At 37.2% G+C, this 18,423-nt stretch carries 11 protein-coding genes; 5 read left to right on the forward strand and 6 right to left on the reverse strand.

The genetic code is table 11. The features are described 5' to 3' along the window. Positions 1-71 precede the first annotated feature (71 nt). Complete coding sequence (locus METEV_RS11390) at positions 72-5,816, reverse strand: PGF-pre-PGF domain-containing protein (protein WP_013195654.1); 5,745 nt, start codon at positions 5,814-5,816, stop codon at positions 72-74. Between the two features lie 667 nt (positions 5,817-6,483). Here METEV_RS11390 and METEV_RS11395 point away from each other — a divergent pair. Both METEV_RS11395 and METEV_RS11400 read left to right on the forward strand, forming a co-directional pair. After that, complete coding sequence (locus METEV_RS11395) at positions 6,484-7,212, forward strand: hypothetical protein (RefSeq protein ID WP_157197406.1); 729 nt, start codon at positions 6,484-6,486, stop codon at positions 7,210-7,212. A gap of 2 nt (positions 7,213-7,214) precedes the next feature. Beyond that, a complete protein-coding gene (locus METEV_RS11400) occupies positions 7,215-8,021 on the forward strand; it encodes a DUF6036 family nucleotidyltransferase (protein WP_013195656.1) in 807 nt (268 codons plus the stop codon). Positions 8,022-8,365: 344 nt separating this feature from the next. Here METEV_RS11400 and glmU (METEV_RS11405) read toward each other — a convergent pair whose 3' ends face one another. The 5 genes from glmU (METEV_RS11405) to METEV_RS11425 all read right to left on the reverse strand — a co-directional run bounded on the left by glmU (METEV_RS11405) (position 8,366) and on the right by METEV_RS11425 (position 15,395). Beyond that, positions 8,366-9,553, reverse strand: coding sequence for a bifunctional sugar-1-phosphate nucleotidylyltransferase/acetyltransferase (gene glmU, locus METEV_RS11405; protein ID WP_013195657.1), 1,188 nt, complete (start codon positions 9,551-9,553; stop codon positions 8,366-8,368). After that, complete coding sequence (glmM, locus tag METEV_RS11410) at positions 9,550-10,854, reverse strand: phosphoglucosamine mutase (protein WP_013195658.1); 1,305 nt, start codon at positions 10,852-10,854, stop codon at positions 9,550-9,552. Before glmM ends, glmU (METEV_RS11405) begins: the two co-directional genes overlap by 4 nt. Before the next feature lie 100 nt (positions 10,855-10,954). Further along, positions 10,955-12,784 (reverse strand): glutamine--fructose-6-phosphate transaminase (isomerizing), encoded by a 1,830-nt coding sequence (glmS, locus tag METEV_RS11415; protein ID WP_013195659.1) that lies wholly within the window; start codon positions 12,782-12,784, stop codon positions 10,955-10,957. A 37-nt stretch (positions 12,785-12,821) separates the two neighbouring features. Next, positions 12,822-14,036 carry a bifunctional sugar-1-phosphate nucleotidylyltransferase/acetyltransferase gene (glmU, locus tag METEV_RS11420; RefSeq protein WP_013195660.1) on the reverse strand — a complete coding sequence of 405 codons (1,215 nt, stop codon included), beginning with the start codon at positions 14,034-14,036 and terminating at the stop codon, positions 12,822-12,824. 267 nt (positions 14,037-14,303) lie between these two features. Then, positions 14,304-15,395, reverse strand: coding sequence for an RNA-guided endonuclease InsQ/TnpB family protein (locus METEV_RS11425; protein WP_013195661.1), 1,092 nt, complete (start codon positions 15,393-15,395; stop codon positions 14,304-14,306). Positions 15,396-15,508: 113 nt separating this feature from the next. On the opposite strand from METEV_RS11425, the gene METEV_RS11430 reads away from it, so the two are divergent. The 3 genes from METEV_RS11430 to METEV_RS11440 all read left to right on the forward strand — a co-directional run bounded on the left by METEV_RS11430 (position 15,509) and on the right by METEV_RS11440 (position 18,405). Next, positions 15,509-15,937 (forward strand): PH domain-containing protein, encoded by a 429-nt coding sequence (locus METEV_RS11430; protein ID WP_049891313.1) that lies wholly within the window; start codon positions 15,509-15,511, stop codon positions 15,935-15,937. 590 nt (positions 15,938-16,527) lie between these two features. Further along, positions 16,528-17,415 (forward strand): NAD-dependent epimerase/dehydratase family protein, encoded by an 888-nt coding sequence (locus METEV_RS11435; RefSeq protein WP_049891314.1) that lies wholly within the window; start codon positions 16,528-16,530, stop codon positions 17,413-17,415. A 99-nt stretch (positions 17,416-17,514) separates the two neighbouring features. After that, entirely contained in the window at positions 17,515-18,405 is an 891-nt protein-coding gene (locus METEV_RS11440) for a glycosyltransferase family 2 protein (RefSeq protein WP_013195664.1), read from the forward strand. The last annotated feature ends 18 nt before the right edge of the window (positions 18,406-18,423 follow it).

Below are 18,423 nucleotides of genomic sequence, written 5' to 3' on the forward strand. Positions count from 1 at the left end.
AGGTTTCTGACAGACAAAAAACTAAAAAATAAAAGCTATATCAGCATGTAATCACACTGATGGGTTATTGCTTAGTTTTTCTTCTTTTTGATACAATAAACTGCCAGAATAATTCCAATAGCTATTAAAGCACTAAATCCTGGGGTACTACTTGAATTCTCTGTATCTCCTGTAGGAGATGATTCATTGGTTTCCATCGGTGGTTTAGTTTCAGGAGAATACATCGATTCATTGGATCCAGTTGTAGCTTTTGATTCTTCTTCTATACCCATGGCAGTTATCGCAAATGGTGAAAAACCAGGAGTATCAGACTCAAAGTACATGTATCCCTCATCTTCACTCAATTTCCGGGTAGTTAATGGGTCCCATGTTCCATCATTGCACCTGCATAATCTTATAGTAGATTCATCGATATTGTTATTTTCAATCCAGGATTTTTCGACCCTAAAACCAATCACGGGATTTTCGATGTTCTCGGGTATTGCGAATCCAGCTTTACCAACCCACACATTTACGTTGCAGTAAATGTTTCCAGGTGCTTCATTTTCAACCAATGCAGAAGTATCATCCAATACTTCGATTGTTGTTGATACATCGCCTCTGGTCCTTAAAGCATCGAATCTGACATATTCTATGACATTTTCAGTATCATCAAAATCATAAAATACTGAATCCCCTTTCATTACATATTCAGATTTGACATCTTTGAACACGATGTTTTCGAAATCTTCACCGGTGGAGCCGCCTCCACCACCGCCACCGCTTGATCCTCCACTGCTTCCACTACTGCTAGGTGTTTGTTTATCATCTTTTTCTATTAAAGTGGTCTTAATATGCGGATTTTCTGTTCGATCTTTTATACCGTCACCGTTATCATCGACATCCATCAAATAAGACTCATCACTTTGATTTACATTAACCTTCGCAGTTGTATTTTCATTTATTGAAATGTTTTTATAAGTTGCAGTTTTTATTGCTGATTTTGTTTTTTGTGTTAGAGTTAAGGTAAAATTACCCTTATCTAAAGCATCAATTTCAAAGTTAATATCTTCACTTTGGTTAAAAATTATAATATTTTCAGATTCAGAATCAACGCCAGTATAAATTGAACCGGGGACATCTAAATCAATTCCACCTGAAGAATTTAGACCCACATGACGACCTTTTGAATCAAAAGCGTGTAGATTAACTGGGCATTCTGCAGAAGCTTTAATACACGGTGTTTGTAATGCATCTGATTGTATTTCTTCTGCATATTTGTCAAATGAATTTTCTATATCTTCTATCATCCTTTCATTTTTAGCTCTTATTAATCCAGCATCTTTAACAGCATCTAAATCTTTTACTAGACTTTGAATTTCTGTATATGCATTGTCATCAAATTTGATAATACCACTAGTAGCCCCACTTATTACATTTTCAGTTACAGATTTCATTTGTGAACAAAAATCTTCACCAGGAAGGAGATTATGTGATAAGTTCATGTTAGTCATTCCAGTTGTTAGACCTTTTGAGTAATTTGTATAAAAAATATGAGCTTCTTGATATGTATAAACTTTGTTTTTGTCGTGATTCTCGATTACCTTTATGGCATTATCTAAATTATTAGATGCAAGATGCAATTTATGAACAGAATCTGCCCACAGTATTTCTTTAATTTTTGTTTCCGTTAATTCGGCTTTAGGTAAATTCTTTAAGTCATTTATTAACGTCTTTCCCATTCCTTTTGCAATTTCATTTGTAGCGATTTTTACAGATTTTTTAAAAGCTTGATCTACAAAAAGGTCTTTACTAAGGGACGAGCTACCAGTTGCAGCAGCCATCCCATATTTTCCGAGCTGATAAGAAGCAGTATCTCGCACCCATAATACAATTTTAGCTAAAAAATTCAGGTTTCCCATAGTATCAAAGCTATTTTTAATATCTTTCAAGTTATCTGCTGTACTTGGAGTTAGATAATTATAATATACCATAGTAGCTGCTTCAGCAGCACGTTTATAAGTTGTTAGATCTTTTTCTACATTACCTTCTTCATCAAGTATTAACCATGAAGATTTGCCTAGTGTAATAGCAGGAATAGCAGTGTACATTTTTCCATTTACATTTACTTCTATGGTATCATCATCATCAGAACTCAAGTCCCACCCAGAAACAGCCATATCACCTTTTTCTATAAAGAAACAATTTTGAAATATTTTTTTATCAAGGTTTTCATATAAATATGTATTTTGCTGTAAAGCCCAGACTGCAATTATGATATCATATTTGGAATTATATGCTACATTATTTTGAACCTTCCAAGTTAAAGTTACATCTTCAGTTTCACTTGGTTCTAAAGTTATAGCTTTATACGGAGCATCCCATATTTCATTTGAAAATGCGCATCTTGTAGAATAACCTGCATAAAATTTATGTTTAACATTTCCCGTATTTTTAATTGTATACGTTACTGGTATTTCATCACCAATAATATATGACACGGTAGGTTTATTCTCTTGTTCGGTGTCGATAATCTCAGCATTAATTATAGACTCATCTATATTTCCGATAATTGGGTCGGCCTTTGTTGTAGAGCTACTTGAAATCTTAACATCTAATGAATTAAATTTATAACCGTTTTTTTCAGCTAATATATTGTACTTTCCAGATGGGAGGTTTTTGAAAGAATAATATCCATTTGGGTAGGTAGTTTTTGTGATATCTCCAGGAGTTAATTTTACAGTAACATCTGAAATCCCATTTTTAGAACTGTCTAATAGAACTTTACCTTCAAGGTTTATTAATTTCAAATTTTTTGTCAGGGTATTATTACTATTATCGGTATCATCAATTTCTCCAGACTCGTCTGCAACTATTTTTATTATATACTCACTTCCAGTTGCTTTCCATGTACGTGTAAAGATATTCTTTTTAGATTCACCAGAAGCTAAAGTGCATTGAGAAGTATCCCAAAGTTCATCGTTAATGTACAATTTGTTAGTAAATTTAGATTTGGTATCTGCTTTTCCTAAATTCTTTACTTCATAACTGAAAGTTAATTCGTCACCAATTTTCGGGTTTTCTTTATCCCAAGAGATATTAGTTATAGTTAAATCAGGTTTTTTACCTTCAGTTTCTTTCTTTTTAACTGTTATAAAAACTCTTTCTGTGGTGAAATCTTTATTGTCCATTACTTTAACATCTACAAAGAAATCACCGATAATTGGGGGTTCTCCAGGTGAAGCTTTATCTGAAGTCCATGTGACTTTATCTCCTTCTCCTGTAATCTTACCTCCACTTGGTTCATAATAATAGTTTAAATTGTCTCCATCAGGGTCGCTTGCATCCACTATTATATCACATGAATTCCCTTCAAAGATGGTTGAGGGATTAACTTGAATATCATTTATCACAGGTCTATGATTGATATCTTCTTTAAGTTCAATCAACCATATATCATAATTACCTGCTCTGTTTGAGCTGAACGCAATTTTAGTACCATCCGGATTCCAAGTTGGATACATATCATCTGCAGAATTTACCGTCAACTGTGTTTTATTACTACCATCAACGTTCATCATCCAGATGTCATTATTCCCTTCCCTGTTAGAAACAAATACAATTTTAGAACCATCTGGCGAAAAAAATGAATCAGTGTCTTTAGCTGAGTTGGTAGTGAGTTGGGTTCTGTCTGTACCATCAATATTTATTGTATAAATATCTCTATTACCATTTTCATCTGAATGATACACAATTTTAGAGCCGTCAGGTGACCAGATTTGGCTCTGCCATGGTTGAGTTTGCGGTCTAAAATATCCCTGTGAAATTTCAGTTAAACCGGAACCATCGGCATTTATAATCCGAATCCCCTGGTTTCCTATATGTCCAGAAACCGCTATTTTGGATCCATCTGGAGACCAAGAAAATCTATTTGCATATTTTTGACCTGTAAGAATGGTCTCCTTGTTTGAACCATCAGGATTCATTATAATTACATCTTCAGGTAAATCAGAATTATCAGAATGCTTGTAAACAATTTTAGATCCACTAGGTGACCAGACTGCACATTCACTTTGTGCATCATTTGTAAGAGCTGTTTGAGATGAACCATCTGAGTTCATTATCCAAACATTATACCAACCATTAGTATTATCTTTCTTATATAATATTTTATTACCATCAGGCGACCACCTAGGATGACCTTCTATATTTGGTAAATTTGTTAGTACAGATTCATATTTATTATCAACAGAAACTTTATAAATATCATATTTTTCTTCCGTAGGTATAGATTTTCCGAATACTATTTCATTCCCTGTTGGGGACCATACAGGATTAGAATCTTTTTCAGGATTAAATGTAAATTGTTCTATTTTTTTGACTATACCATTATAAGAACTATCACCATATTCGTAAACTTTCACATTGTCAAATAATATACGAGTATCTCCACTGTTTTCACCAGATAACCTGATACCTTTATAGTATCCATCTTCGGATATAGGTAAATTTGAACCTATCAGTTTATCGTCTATCCAGGCACTGTATACACGATTAATCATGTCGGTTTCAATTTTCACATGATACCATTGATTAAAGTTGTAATCAATATCGTTTTTAATAATTCCATCAGCTCCAAATCCAACAAATCCATAATGTTTTCCCCATCCATTGTCAGGGTCTACAAAGCTTACATATGCATTGCACCATCCACTAGGTGATCCCCCTTGTAAAACATTTACATCAGCTTCCAACACAATATGCTTTGGTTTTTCAGGCAAAATGTAATCTGCAGAAGCTGACCACCCACTTTGTCCTTCAAGTTTTAAGGAATTAGGGGTGGAAATTGATTTAGTATTATATACTTCCTGATATGCTGAACCTTTACCGTCATATTTTAAGTTCCAACCACCAGATGATGGAAAAACTCCAGAAGAATAAGAATCAAAATTATCCTCAAATATTAATTCATGACTACTATCTAATTTTTTGATATAATATGAATCTGAATTACACAAGTTTAGATAGTATTCTGATAATGAATGGCCAGATATAGAATTGTCGGATGGATGCAATTTACCATAAACTTCTATTTTATCATGTATCTTTGGATCATCAAAGGGATTATGACCACTGAATGCATCACAGGATAGATATCCATGAACTAATACTTTATCACCTACATTAATATCTAGGTCATTTTCATTTTCTATTACATCTTCAATTTTTATCATGCAATCAAGCATAGAATCAAAAACCTTATTGTCAGATTCTATCACTGTACCCTGTATTTTTATATCACCTTGGTCAATTTTTGAAGATTCTTTACTCTCAAATATTAATTTATAATTACAATCATCATCCAAATAAATAGAACTTTCAGAACGAAGCTTTCCAGACTCTCCTGGAAGTTTTTCAGCAATCCAATTATAGTCTCCAGGTACAAGTTCTAATCTTTCAGTTGAACCTTTTACAACGGTTGTTGTATAGGGTTTATTTGCAGAATTATCGTAAAAAGATATTTGAAAATCCATTATTAACTTGTTTGTAACATGTACAGTTGGATTGCCTGACCCTTGTACATATTCTCTTTCCCAACGAATTGGAACATTGTCTGGAAAAGTCGGTAGTTTATGAAGCTGAGATGAGTCTCCTAGTAAATAATTTGAACTTGGTACTAATGTATTTATGTTGTTGTATTTGTCAGTAGCTTTCTTTGTATCAGACTCAAAGTTTTCATTTACAGAAAATTTTGATGACGATTCTGCTGTAGTTGACCCTATTACAAGGAAAAACAAAATTAATATTATTACGATTACCAAGATATTTTTATCCAAAACTATCCCCCCACTAGATAGGCAATTATGGTCGATGAATTAAATCAATAAAGTTTGATATCCCACCACCAGAGTTATTATTGCTTAAACAATTGATTTTAGGTAAAAATCTGATATATACTTAACTGTGTATATATTTTAAAGTATATTTATTAAATAAAAATAATATAAAAAGAATAACCACTAAGCGATGTGAAAGTAATCCGGTTTTTTAAAATAAAAAAGCAATTCCTTTTTGAAAAAATCTATAAAATTCAGTTTTCAGTTAAAATCGATGGCTGCAGAGAAAAAGGTTCTTGGGGGTTTGAGTGGGGTTGCAACCATCTAATTAATAATATGTATCAAACTATATAACTATTTTTAGAAGCAAAGTTTCAGAATTTAGTTACATTTTAAATCATTTTATCATTTAATTACCAGTTAATTATGAATAAAATTAACAACATGATTTATATATAATGTTGTTATAATTGTGCATAAGATAATGTTGAACAGAACTGAAATTAGGATTTTTAATCTCGTATCGGAACCAAAAAATATCTCGCAACTAAAAAACGAATTGAAATTAGACCATTCTACTGTATCACTAGCTGTTAAATCTCTGATAAGTAATGGTTTTGCAATAAAATATAGTCAAGGTAAAAACACGTTTGTTCATCAATCGGAATTGGCACACTCAATAGTTCTGTCTGTTCTTTTGAAAGAATACCCACGTTTGCCTTGGTCCAAACTTTTGAATAAATCATCACTTCATGTGATGAGCGTATTGAAAAATGATTCCCTGAATATAAAAGAGATTTCCTATGTTACAGGGCTTCACAGGAATACAATCTCATCAGTGATTAATTCACTATCCATGTATGGCGTTATTCTGAAAAGTAATGGCTGTTATTACTTGAACCAAAAACATAGAATATCCGATTTCATCGATTATTACTGGAATTATATAAACAATAAAAAACTAAAAAAATTAGCAAAAGAAGGGACTATCATCTGGCAGAGAGGTTCTGAATTTCTGTTCAAAACCGATACTTTGCTAAATACAAGTGAAGATGGGAGACTCCAGCCAACAGCACTTACAATGTTCCCTAATTATGACCTCAAAATAATGAGTGAATTTCATTACTATTTCTACAGTAAGCAGAAATTGAGAGTTGAGGATTATATTTTACATACTATCCTTATAAGTCCCGAGAATGCAATTTACAACACTTACGCACTTGCTCTCTACTCTAAAAGTGATGTTAGTAAAACCGAATTGATGGAATACGCTAGATACTACAATCTTAAAGATCATGTCGAAATTTTATTGAAATATCTTGATTACAGAGAAAAGATTAACGAATATACGCTCCCATGGAGTGAACACCGCGAAATAATTGATAGTCTGGTATAATTATGGCAAAGTTCTCAAGAAGTTACCTGGAAGAAGAATTGGAAAAACTTGATAGGCATCTGGAAAATCCGGTGGTACTATATCTTATAGGTGGGGGAGCGATGAGCTTCCAGAAACTAAAAGATGCCACCAAAGACATTGATGTGGTTGTTCTATCTGTTGATGAACTCAAAAGTCTAAAAAAATCGCTTTCATCACTCGGATATAAAAAACCCCATTTAAGCGATGAATACAATAAGTTAAGTGCAAATCTTATATTGGAAAACATAGACGGTTTTAGATGGGATATTTTTGTAAAAGTTGTCTGCAATGGACTACAATTGTCAACTGGTATGAAATGTCGATCAATAAAAATATTTGACTTAACTAACATATCTGTATATTCTATAACTCCTGAAGATATATTCATTTTCAAAAGTATTACTTCAAGGGAACACGATTTATTGGACATGTATACGTTATTCAGTAGTGGTTTGGATTTTGAAATCATAAAAGATGAAATAATTTGGCAGAACGAGAACCGTTCAACAGAATTTGCATGGGTTGCTTACTTTTATACCGGTTTTGAGGAATTTTTGGATGAATATAACCTTTCACATCCTTTATTTTCGGATTTGAGGGATATGGCTTATGAAAATATGATGGAGCAGATGATTATTGACCTCTTAAAAGAGAAACCATCAGACTTAGAAACAGTATCCACAAGGTTAAATGTTAACAAAAAAGAAACTGATAAAATCCTTAAAAATTTGCTGGCTAAAGATATAATCGAAAAAACAGCTTCCAGCTGCTATAAAAATAAAAATTAAAGCCTAAGACCAAAGATGCTAGATAGAATTTTCTAATTTTTCTAAGAATAACCCTCTGTAAAAGACGTTAAGAAACCAACCATACAATTCAGGTTACTTTTTGCAGATACAATAAAAAACTAGAATATGATGTATTTATGCTAACTATTTAGATTTCGATAATTCTAAACATCCTTAATAGGACTGAATTAACCCTTAACCTGTAATGATTGATGGCTGCAGAGAAAAAAATGCTTGGGGGTTTGAGTGGGGTATGCAGCCATTTCTTTCACAATTATTATAGATGTATTAAGTTATATAACTATTTTTAGAAATAAAGTTTCAGGACTTAGTTACATTTTAAATTATTTTACCAAAACTTCTCCGGGTTTAGTGTTCCTCTCAAGGACAACTCCTACATTGATGCTGGTGTTTATACCGGTATGAACATCATCAGCCATGATTACTCCCAGTTTCCTCCTGCCGGTATCCACACGTTTGCCTTTAGTAGTGGATTTGATGGTTTTATCATCGTGCCGAAGGTTAGCGACTTTTGTACCTGCACCAAAATTACACCGTTTTCCGACGACACTGTCTCCTACATATGCCAGATGTCCGATATTGGTAGCGTCCATCACTATGGTATTCTTGACTTCAACAGCGTTACCGATTTTCACATGATTCCCTATACACGTCGACGGCCGGATGTAGCAGTTTGGTCCGATATCGCAATCTTCGCCGATAACTACAGGTCCTTCAATGTATGAACCGTTTTTCACGACAGTATTTTTACCGATAACAACTTCGCCTTTTATGGTTGCGTAGGGTTCTACAGATCCCTTATTATTAGATTTTATATTCTGGAGCAGTAATTTGTTGGCATCCAGCATATCCCATGGACGACCTATATCTATCCACTCGTTATCCAGTAGCTTGTAGGTGACCTGTTTGCCGTCATCAATCATCATCTGCATGGAATCTGTGATTTCGAGTTCGCCACGCTCGGATAACGGTGTCCTGTCGATATATTCAAAAATAGAATCATGAAACAGATAAATACCGGTGTTGGCAAGGTTTGTCGGAGGATTGCTGGATTTTTCTACAATCTGTGTAACATTATCTCCTGACACATCGATGACTCCAAACTCGGATGGATTATCCACCTCTTTGGCGGTGATTACAGCATCGGATTTTTTCGATACTAGTTTTTTAAGATAATCTTTGGTAACAAGTACATCGCCGTTTAACACGATGAAATGTCCGTCTACATAGCCGTCTGCATGTTTTATCGCGTCAGCAGTTCCTTTCTGTTCTAACTGGGTCACGTACTGGATATCCACACCCCAGGAGGATCCATCACCGAAATACTCTTTGACAGCATTTTCATGGAATCCTGTGATGAACACGAATTCATCGATACCTGCACCTATTGTAGCATCCATTATATGTTCCAGTATGGGTTTGTTGGCAACAGTCAGCATTACCTTTGGACATGAATATGTCAGCGGGCGCATCCTGGTGCCTTCACCTGCTGCCAAAATTACTGCTTTCAATCCATGACCTCCTTTATTGTATCCTCAGCTAATTGATAGAGTTCTTCTACATCATCCCGTGATTCGACAGTAATTCGGATTTTGGGTTCTGTACCTGATGGTCTTACCAGAACCCAACCACCGTCCATGTCGATTCTAACACCATCGATGCTGTTGATTTCACCGTACTGTGACAGCTGGTTTTGTACGTTGTCCATGACACGGTCTTTCTCGGAGTTATCACAGGCAATTGTTTCGCGTTTTGTGATGTATTCGGGTAATTGTTCCCTGAGTTCACCCAGCGGTCTGTCCTGAACAATTTCTACGAGTTTGGCTGCTGCATAGATACCGTCCGGACAATAGGAAATCTTCGGGAATATCCAGCTGCCTGATGCTTCACCACCGAAATCGGCACCGGTTCTCTTGATCTCTTCGGCAACGTATACATCACCGACTCTGGTTCTCTTGATTTCACAATCCAGAGCATCATCCAGTATCATCGAAGTGTCCACGGGAGCGATGACCGTCGAATCAGAACCACAAACGTTCATGGCAAAAATCGCTAACATCTCGTCGCCAGATACGAACTCACCATTTTTATCCACAGCCATCATCCTGTCAGCATCACCGTCATGAGCGATTCCAAGATCTGCATCAGCTGATTTTACTGTTTCTTTAAGTAGCTGCAGGTTCTTTTCGTTGGGTTCGGGTTTTCTGGCAGGGAAATGGCCGTCTAGCTGGGCGTTCAGGGTTATTACTTCACACCCGAGTTCTCGTAGTAAGTACGGTGTGATAGTACTGCCGGCACCGGATCCACAGTCCACAACTACTTTTACCGGTTTTGTAACAGGGTTGGTTTTATCCATTATCATCTCACAGTGCTGCTGTATCGCGTTTGTGGATTCGTTGATATTTCCGATGTTATCCCAGCTGACGAGTTTAGGTTTGTAGTCCTCGATTTCCTGCTCGATTTCTTCCTGCTGGCTGGAATCAAATGCCATGCCGTCAGGATTCCATAGTTTGATACCGATGTATTCTGCAGGGTTATGGGATGCAGTTATCATCACTCCGCAATCATAATCTTTAGCTGCATAGGCAAGAGTTGGTGTAGTAACGAGACCTGTACGCATGACACTGCCACCGGATGAGGTTAGACCCGAAATCATGGCGTACTCTATCATCTCAGCCGAAACTCTGGGGTCTTTCCCAATCACGATGTTTTTGTATTTCTTCCCGAGCACGTGACCGAGTTTGAGTGCCAGCTCCACAGTCACGTCTTTGTTGGCCATCCCCCTGATGCCGGATGAACCGAATAATTTCATTATTTAAAATCTCCTGTTTACTCCTCTAATTCTTATATTTTCAATCCCGGTTTCAATCTCTGGTTCTAAAATTAAACTCTTTTTTGATTTTTCTGATTATTCACTCGACTGTAACGCTTTTTGCAAGGTTTCTGGGTTTGTCTATAGAACAACCTTTAGCCAGTGCTGTATAATATGCGAGTAACTGCAGGACAATATTTGACAGTATAGGTGATAATAGTTCGTCGGTCTTTGGTATTCTCAGGACAAGGTCCACGTATTTTTCGATTTCATTATCGTCTTCTTCAGCGACTGCTATTACCGTCGCGTTCCTGGCTTTGACTTCCATTATATTGCTGATTATCTTATCATAAGTATGTCCTGATGTGGCGATTGCTACCACCGGTGTATCTTCTGTGATAAGTGCCAGTGGTCCGTGTTTCAATTCACCGGCAGCATAACCTTCCGCATGTATGTAAGAAATTTCTTTCAGTTTGAGAGCGCCTTCAAGAGCCACGGGATAGTTCATGTATCTCCCGATGAAAAAATAATCCGAAACCTCGGAAAACTGTTTGGCGTATTTGCGGACTGTGTCTTTTGCGTTCAGTATCCGCTGTATATTTCCCGGTAATTTTTTTAGCGCTTTGATGAAATTCCTGGATTCTTCTATATCGATGTTTCTCCTGATTCTTGCAAAATGTACTGCCAGCAGATATAATATGGTTAATTGTGAAGTGAACGTCTTGGTTGCAGCGACTCCTAGTTCAGGTCCCGCTTTGATGTACATCACATCGTCTGCATCGCGTGTGATGGAACTCCCCATTACGTTCGTGATGGCGAGCGTCCTGCAGCCCGATGATTTCAAACTCTGCAGTGCTGCTATTGTATCGGCGGTTTCTCCCGATTGACTGATGGCTATGCTCAGGACGTCGTCGCTGTCGCAAAACACTGGGTACCTGTACCGGTATTCTGAACCCGTGTCGATGTTGGTGTGGATACCTGCAAGCTGTTCGAAAAGGTATTTGGCGATCAACCCGGCGTTGTATGACGTTCCGCAGGCGATTAGTTCTATACGGGTAAGGTTTCGTATCTGTTTCTTGGTCAGGTTCAGTTCCTCAAGGTTTATGGAACCGTCAAGTTCAGACAATTTCCCTGCGAATGTATTGTAAACCGATTTTGTCTGTTCATGGATTTCTTTCAGCATGAAATGTTCATAACCGGCTTTCTCGGCATCCTCTAAATCCCATTCAACTCGTTGTTTCTTTTTCTGTATAGGGTTGCCTTCAAGGTCAAAGAACTGTACTTCGTTTTGTTGCACCTGTGCGATCTCAAGGTCTTCCAGAAACACCACGTCTTTTGTGTGTTTCAAAAAAGCTGTTATATCGGATGCTGCGAAATTGCATCCGTTACCCAGTCCAACGACCAGTGGACTGTTTTTCTTGCCGGTTATTATTATATCAGGCATGTCATCACAGACTGCTGCGACTGCGTATGACCCGTCCAGTCGTTTCAAGGTATTCTGGAACGCTGTATGGAAATCATCATTTTGTTGATAGTAAGAATTCAGCAGGTGAGCGATGACTTCTGTATCAGTTTCGGATCTGAATTCGTAGCCAGCTTCGATGAGTTCTTCTTTGAGCTGTTGATAATTCTCGATTATACCGTTGTGTACGATTGAGATGTTGCCTGAAAGGTGGGGATGTGCGTTTTGTTTGGTGGGCTGGCCGTGGGTCGCCCATCGAGTGTGTCCGATCCCTGTATACCCGTCGATGTCTACCGGCAATATTGTTTCAAGGTCTGCAATTTTACCGGGTGATTTGTAGGTGTCAAGTGAACTGTTCAGGATGGTGATACCCACGGAATCATAGCCGCGGTACTCCAGTTTTTTCAATGAGTCTATCAATTCCTGTTTAGCTGGATTAACCCCCACATAGCCTACTATACCGCACATGTTATTCCTTTGGTATCGATTTATATCATTAATGTCATTATATCACGATTGAACTTTTTTCCAGTCTCTCTTGCACTACATTTCCGGATTCTACCCTGCAATCCGTGCCTATTAAAGTACCGGCTTTGACCAGTACATTATCTCTGATTAGATTATCGTCTCCTATTATCGTACCTAACCTGTCAGCTTTGTGCAACATTCCTTTTATCTCGATTTTTAAGCTATCTTTCTCTTCAGTAATAAAATGTGTGCCTATAGTGTTATTGTTGCCGATGACAGAGTTTGATAGGTAGCTGTGTGTGCTGATTCTGGTATCGTTCATTACGATGGCGTTTTGCAGGTGCGTGAACGATTCAACGGATGAATTGTGGCCTATTGTTGTAGACGGCAGGATTACAGCGTTGGGTCCGATTTCGCAGTTGTCACCGATAATCACGGGTCCTATGATGTAGCATCCGGACCTTATAGTGGTGTTTTCTCCTATCTCTACATCACCTTTTATTACCGCACCGTCTTCGATATCGCCTTTCCTCTTGAAATCTTCGTATTCACCAAGCACGATTGAATTTGCAGTCAGGAGGTCCCATGCGAATATCGCGTCGATCCACCGGGATTTGGTGTTGACGTTTGTCACCTGGTAGCCGTAGTCAATCATCAGCTGGAGAGTATCGGTGATCGCGTATTCACCCTTTTCAGAAATCGGTGTCTGTTTGATGATCTGGAAAATATTCGGGGTGAACAGGTATATCCCGGTGTTTACAAGGTTGCTGATTTTTTCCTCAGGTTTCTCCACGATTTTTTCTATCTTCTTGTTGTCTGTGATGACAACCCCGTAATTGCTGGTGTTTTTCATCTTCTGGGTCAAAACGGAAGCATCACCTTCAGCGTCTTCTATCAGGTCTGATATGGTTTCGGGTTCCACGACATTGTCGCCATTTAGTACCAGGAACTGGTTTTCATCTTTTACATGTTCCTGGGTCTGCAGGAGTGCATGGGCGGTACCAAGCTGTGCGCTCTGGTGGATGTAGGTGATGTTGACTCCAAAGTCCTTGCCGTCTTCAAAATGGTCCATTATCCTTTCTTTCTCGTAATCCACTATCAGGATAATGTCTGTTATACTGCATTTTTCCAGTGATTCGATGATGTGTTCCAGGACAGGTTTATTTGCCACTGGCAACATCACTTTGGATTTGGTTAATGTAAGGGGTCGACATCTTGAACCCTCTCCCGCTGCAAGTATGACTGCTTTCATTATTACACTCTTAATATTCGTTTTTTGATAAATAAATGTTTATTGTTGGTTTTAATATTTTTTGTTTTGGTTTTTTTATTTGTTAGGTTTGTGTTTTTATATTTTATAACAATGTTTCATGTGATTTTATTTTTTGTATTTGAGATAAATTATATCAGGTGATATTTTGGTGGATGATAAAGAACATCTAATAAAGGATGAGGATTTTCTTAAATGGATAAGAGTCAGCTACTAACCACTGAAGTGGTTAGCTTGTCCTTCCATATCTTAACTTCGACTAACAGAAGCTAAGCGGAGGACATTAGGGAGGCTGACGGCTCCCCTGTGTGCTATGTTCTTCGAAGCATTGTAGTCAGCGTTCTCTCTATGACCGCATCTCTTACACTTGAAGTTAGCCTGTTTCTGACGGTTATTTTTATCGATGTACCCGCACTCAGAACACTGCTGCGAAGTATACATCGGGTTGATAATCACGACAGGTACACCTTCAAGTTTGGCTTTGTATAATATGAAATCGGTCAATTCAGAGAACGCCCATTTACCTAACCTATCTTTCTGCGCTTTAGTAACCGTAGCCGCCGGGCGAAAACCGTTGAGGTTTTCCAGTGCTATAGACCGGGACGTGTCTTTAGCGCGTTCAACCAACTGTTTGGCAACCCGATGGTTCAAATCACGTTTGAACCGGCGTTCCTTTTTGGATAATTTCTTGAGGTGCTTCTTGGCTGACCAAGTTCCTTTAGATTGTAATCTTGATTTCAGACTGGTATATCGTTCTCGTATTTCATCTGCTTTTGTGCCTTTGTAAACTTCGTTATCAGAAGTGGTTGCTATATTGACTACGCCAAGGTCTACACCCATAACATCTTCGTAACATTTGACTTCATTTTCAGCCACTTCCATTACAAGCATCATGTAAAAGTTGCCATCTTCGTAAATCAGGTCTGTTTGACCTCGGATTTTACTTATGTCAAAAGGTCGAAAATCACCATAAGATATTCCTATCTTCTCACGACCATCCAGTGTAAGTATAGAAACCATATCGTTTCCCTTGAACGACAGTACCCTCTGGTCGTAGACCACTGCTCCTTTTCTATCGAATTTGTGCATGGTTTTTCTGTCGTTGCTGTAGCTTTCAGCTACTTTACCGATTGCCCTGACAGTCAATTGAGCAGACAGAGTGAATTTTTGCCTGATGTCATAATAAGTCAGTTTCTGAATCCCGGTTTTACCAAATTTCTTGTTGTGCCATGCAATCTCAGAAGCATAGTTGCAGGCCTCATTGAAAGTTTGCATGGTTGTCAATAGTTTATCGCGTTGTTCTCTATCGGGATTCAGTTTAACTTTCAATGTCAGGTACATGCTATTTACAAATATGTCATATACATATAAAATAATTATGAAACAGAGATGTTACTGCTGGTCATTAATGGTTTATTTAATAGTTAGACGCATTCCTCCAACAGTTAAAACTGTTGGCTTCCTGCTCCATTTCTCGTGAAGAACAAAATTTCTATGTAACAAATAAAAGATTACTTTTTTCAGATAGCAAGAATAAAGCCTTTAGAGATATAAAATTGGATAAGATCGTATCTATCGACTGGAGTATGCAACGGAATGGAGCATATCTTGTTTTGGGTATATTATTTGTATTGGTTGGAGGAGTTTTTTATCAGTTATATCGCATGGATGCATATTCTGATCCTATTTTTTCGATACCAATGTTTGTATTAGGAGGAATTTTGATTGTTTATTATTTTTTCTCTGGAGCTTTTGTTGTTAACCTTAGTGCTGGAAATAAAGATTACAGGTATAAAATTGATGGTTCCCATGCTAAAGGGGAGATAGCGGATTTCTTCAGAACAGTTAGAGATGCAGAAGAATATTACAAAAATGAAAAGTAAGATTTTTATTTTCTAACCTTTTGAAAGAGTAGCAGTCAGGATTGATGATTGTCTAGTTATTCTAATTTGAGTCGATAATCGATATTTTATCCAAATCTGGATGGTTACAGAGATGTTGTATCTCGTTCCACTATTATATATATCGATGAACAGGTATTTGCAATTGTTAAAGAAATCTGTTATTTTCGATGTTTGTTGTCACACAGAAAATTGATGTACATTAATTAAAACAAGTGCTGTTAACATTTTTAATTATTTACTATAGAGTTTTGTTGTTGTTAGGGGTGATTGGTGTTGTATTTTTTTGTTGCAGGTTTTCTATGTATTTTCTTGGTATTAAATTTGTAAATCGACATCAAGAAATTTCATGTTTTAAAAGATATTTATACACAGAATATTGAAATTCGAGGTTGGATGAATAACTGGATGTATTTGGATACTTCGGATTTGCTATATACAATATATTATAATGGATTTAGACAGATAAGCGTCAAAATAACAATTAATCATCCGTTTTTTGTTTGTTGTATCTACGTTTGGGAGTAAATTTTTGAAAACATTTATTTATTCTTTTGACTTTTCCATAGGACATGATGAATATTTTAGTCACCGGTGGAGCAGGGTTTATAGGTTCGCATATTGCCGAGTATTTCCTGTCAGAAGGTCATAATGTCCGGATAGTTGATAACTTAAGTTCAGGGTATCAGGAGAATATACCAGAAAGTGCGGAGTTTGTTAATGAGGATATCTATAGTGTATCTCCAGATGTATTTGAAGGAGTAGATTATGTGTTCCATGAAGCTGCGCTGGTCTCTGTACCTGTAAGCTGTCAGCAGCCGGAAGAAGCATTCAGGATAAATACTCTGGGTACCATGAACGTTTTGCAGAATTCTCTGGATGCAGGTGTGGAGAAAGTAGTGCTTGCATCCTCAGCTGCGGTTTATGGCAACAATCCGATTTTACCGAAGATGGAGGACATGCTTCCTGAACCTGCTTCTCCGTATGCTATCTCAAAGATGGACTGTGAGTACCTGGCCGGCATGTTCCATGATAAAGGTTTAAGAACTACCTGTCTGAGGTATTTCAATGTCTATGGTCCGCGTCAGGATCCGAATTCTCCCTATGCTGCAGTGATACCTATATTCATGAAAAGAGCGAAAGAAGGTAAAGACCTGGTTATTTATGGTGATGGTACACAGACCAGGGATTTTGTGAATATACAGGATGTAGTAAGAGCCAATGTAGCTGCCATGGATAACGGAGATGGAGATGTCTTCAATGTAGCTACTGGTACCAGTGTGAGTGTTCAGGAGATCGCCGAAACCATAATCGAGATTACAGGCTCATCCAGTGATATCGTGTATGAAGAAGAAAGAGAAGGAGACATCAAGGATTCTGTGGCTGATGTATCAAAGATTTCAGGTTGGTGGGAATCTAAAGTAGATTTAGAGGAAGGGTTGAAAAATTTTGATGGTTAAATCCTAACCTTTTTATATTTCATCACTATGAGTTATATGTGTATAATTTTTATTTGTATATGGATATAAATACATAACAAAATCCGGGGATTATGTAAAATGACATTTACCATAGCTGCCATGCCTGCTTACAATGAAGCGAATACGATAGGTGAAGTGATTCATGGGTGTCAGAAGTATGTAGATAAAGTAGTTGTAGTGGATGATGGTAGCGTAGATGACACAATTAAAATCGCTGAGTCATTAGGTGCATATGTAGTTAGACATCCTCAAAATGAAGGGTATGGTGCATCACTTAGAGATTGTTTTAAAACTGCTCTGAAACTTGATGCCGACATGATGGTGATAATCGATTCTGATGGTCAGCATGACCCGGATGAAATTACTCATGTATTAGAACCTCTGGATAGAGGAATTAACGTTGCTATCGGGTCTAGGTTTATCAATGGTAATGGAGATGATGTACCTGCATACCGTAAAGTAGGTATGAAGGTTCTGGACGTAGCTACTAATTTTGTAGGTGGTATCAATGTATCAGATACTCAATGTGGGTTCCGTGCTTATGATAAAGAGGCGATAAAAAATATAGACATCAAAGGCGATGACATGTCTGCAGGTTCTGAAATCCTGCTTGAGGTGGGTAATAATAAACTAAGTTATGAAGAAGTTGAAGTACACTGCAGGTATGATATAGATGACACCTCTACCCAGAACCCGGTAAGACACGGAACAATGGCACTTGTACAGATTCTAAAAGATATGGAGTTCAGGAGACCATTATATTATTTTACAGCACCAGGACTTCTCATGGGTTTAGTAGGAGTTTTTCTGGGATTGAGTTTTCTTCAGGATTTCTATCATGGGGACAGTTTGAGTTTTGGTCCTACATTGTTAATGATATTACTAACTCTGGTTGGAACTTTCATGGCATTTACAGGAATAATTTTGCATGCCATGTCGAAGTTAATAAGGGAAACTAAGCGTTTATGAATTAAATAAAGAGGTATT

Origin of the sequence: Methanohalobium evestigatum Z-7303, from assembly GCF_000196655.1 — an archaeon.
Lineage (GTDB): Archaea > Halobacteriota > Methanosarcinia > Methanosarcinales > Methanosarcinaceae > Methanohalobium > Methanohalobium evestigatum.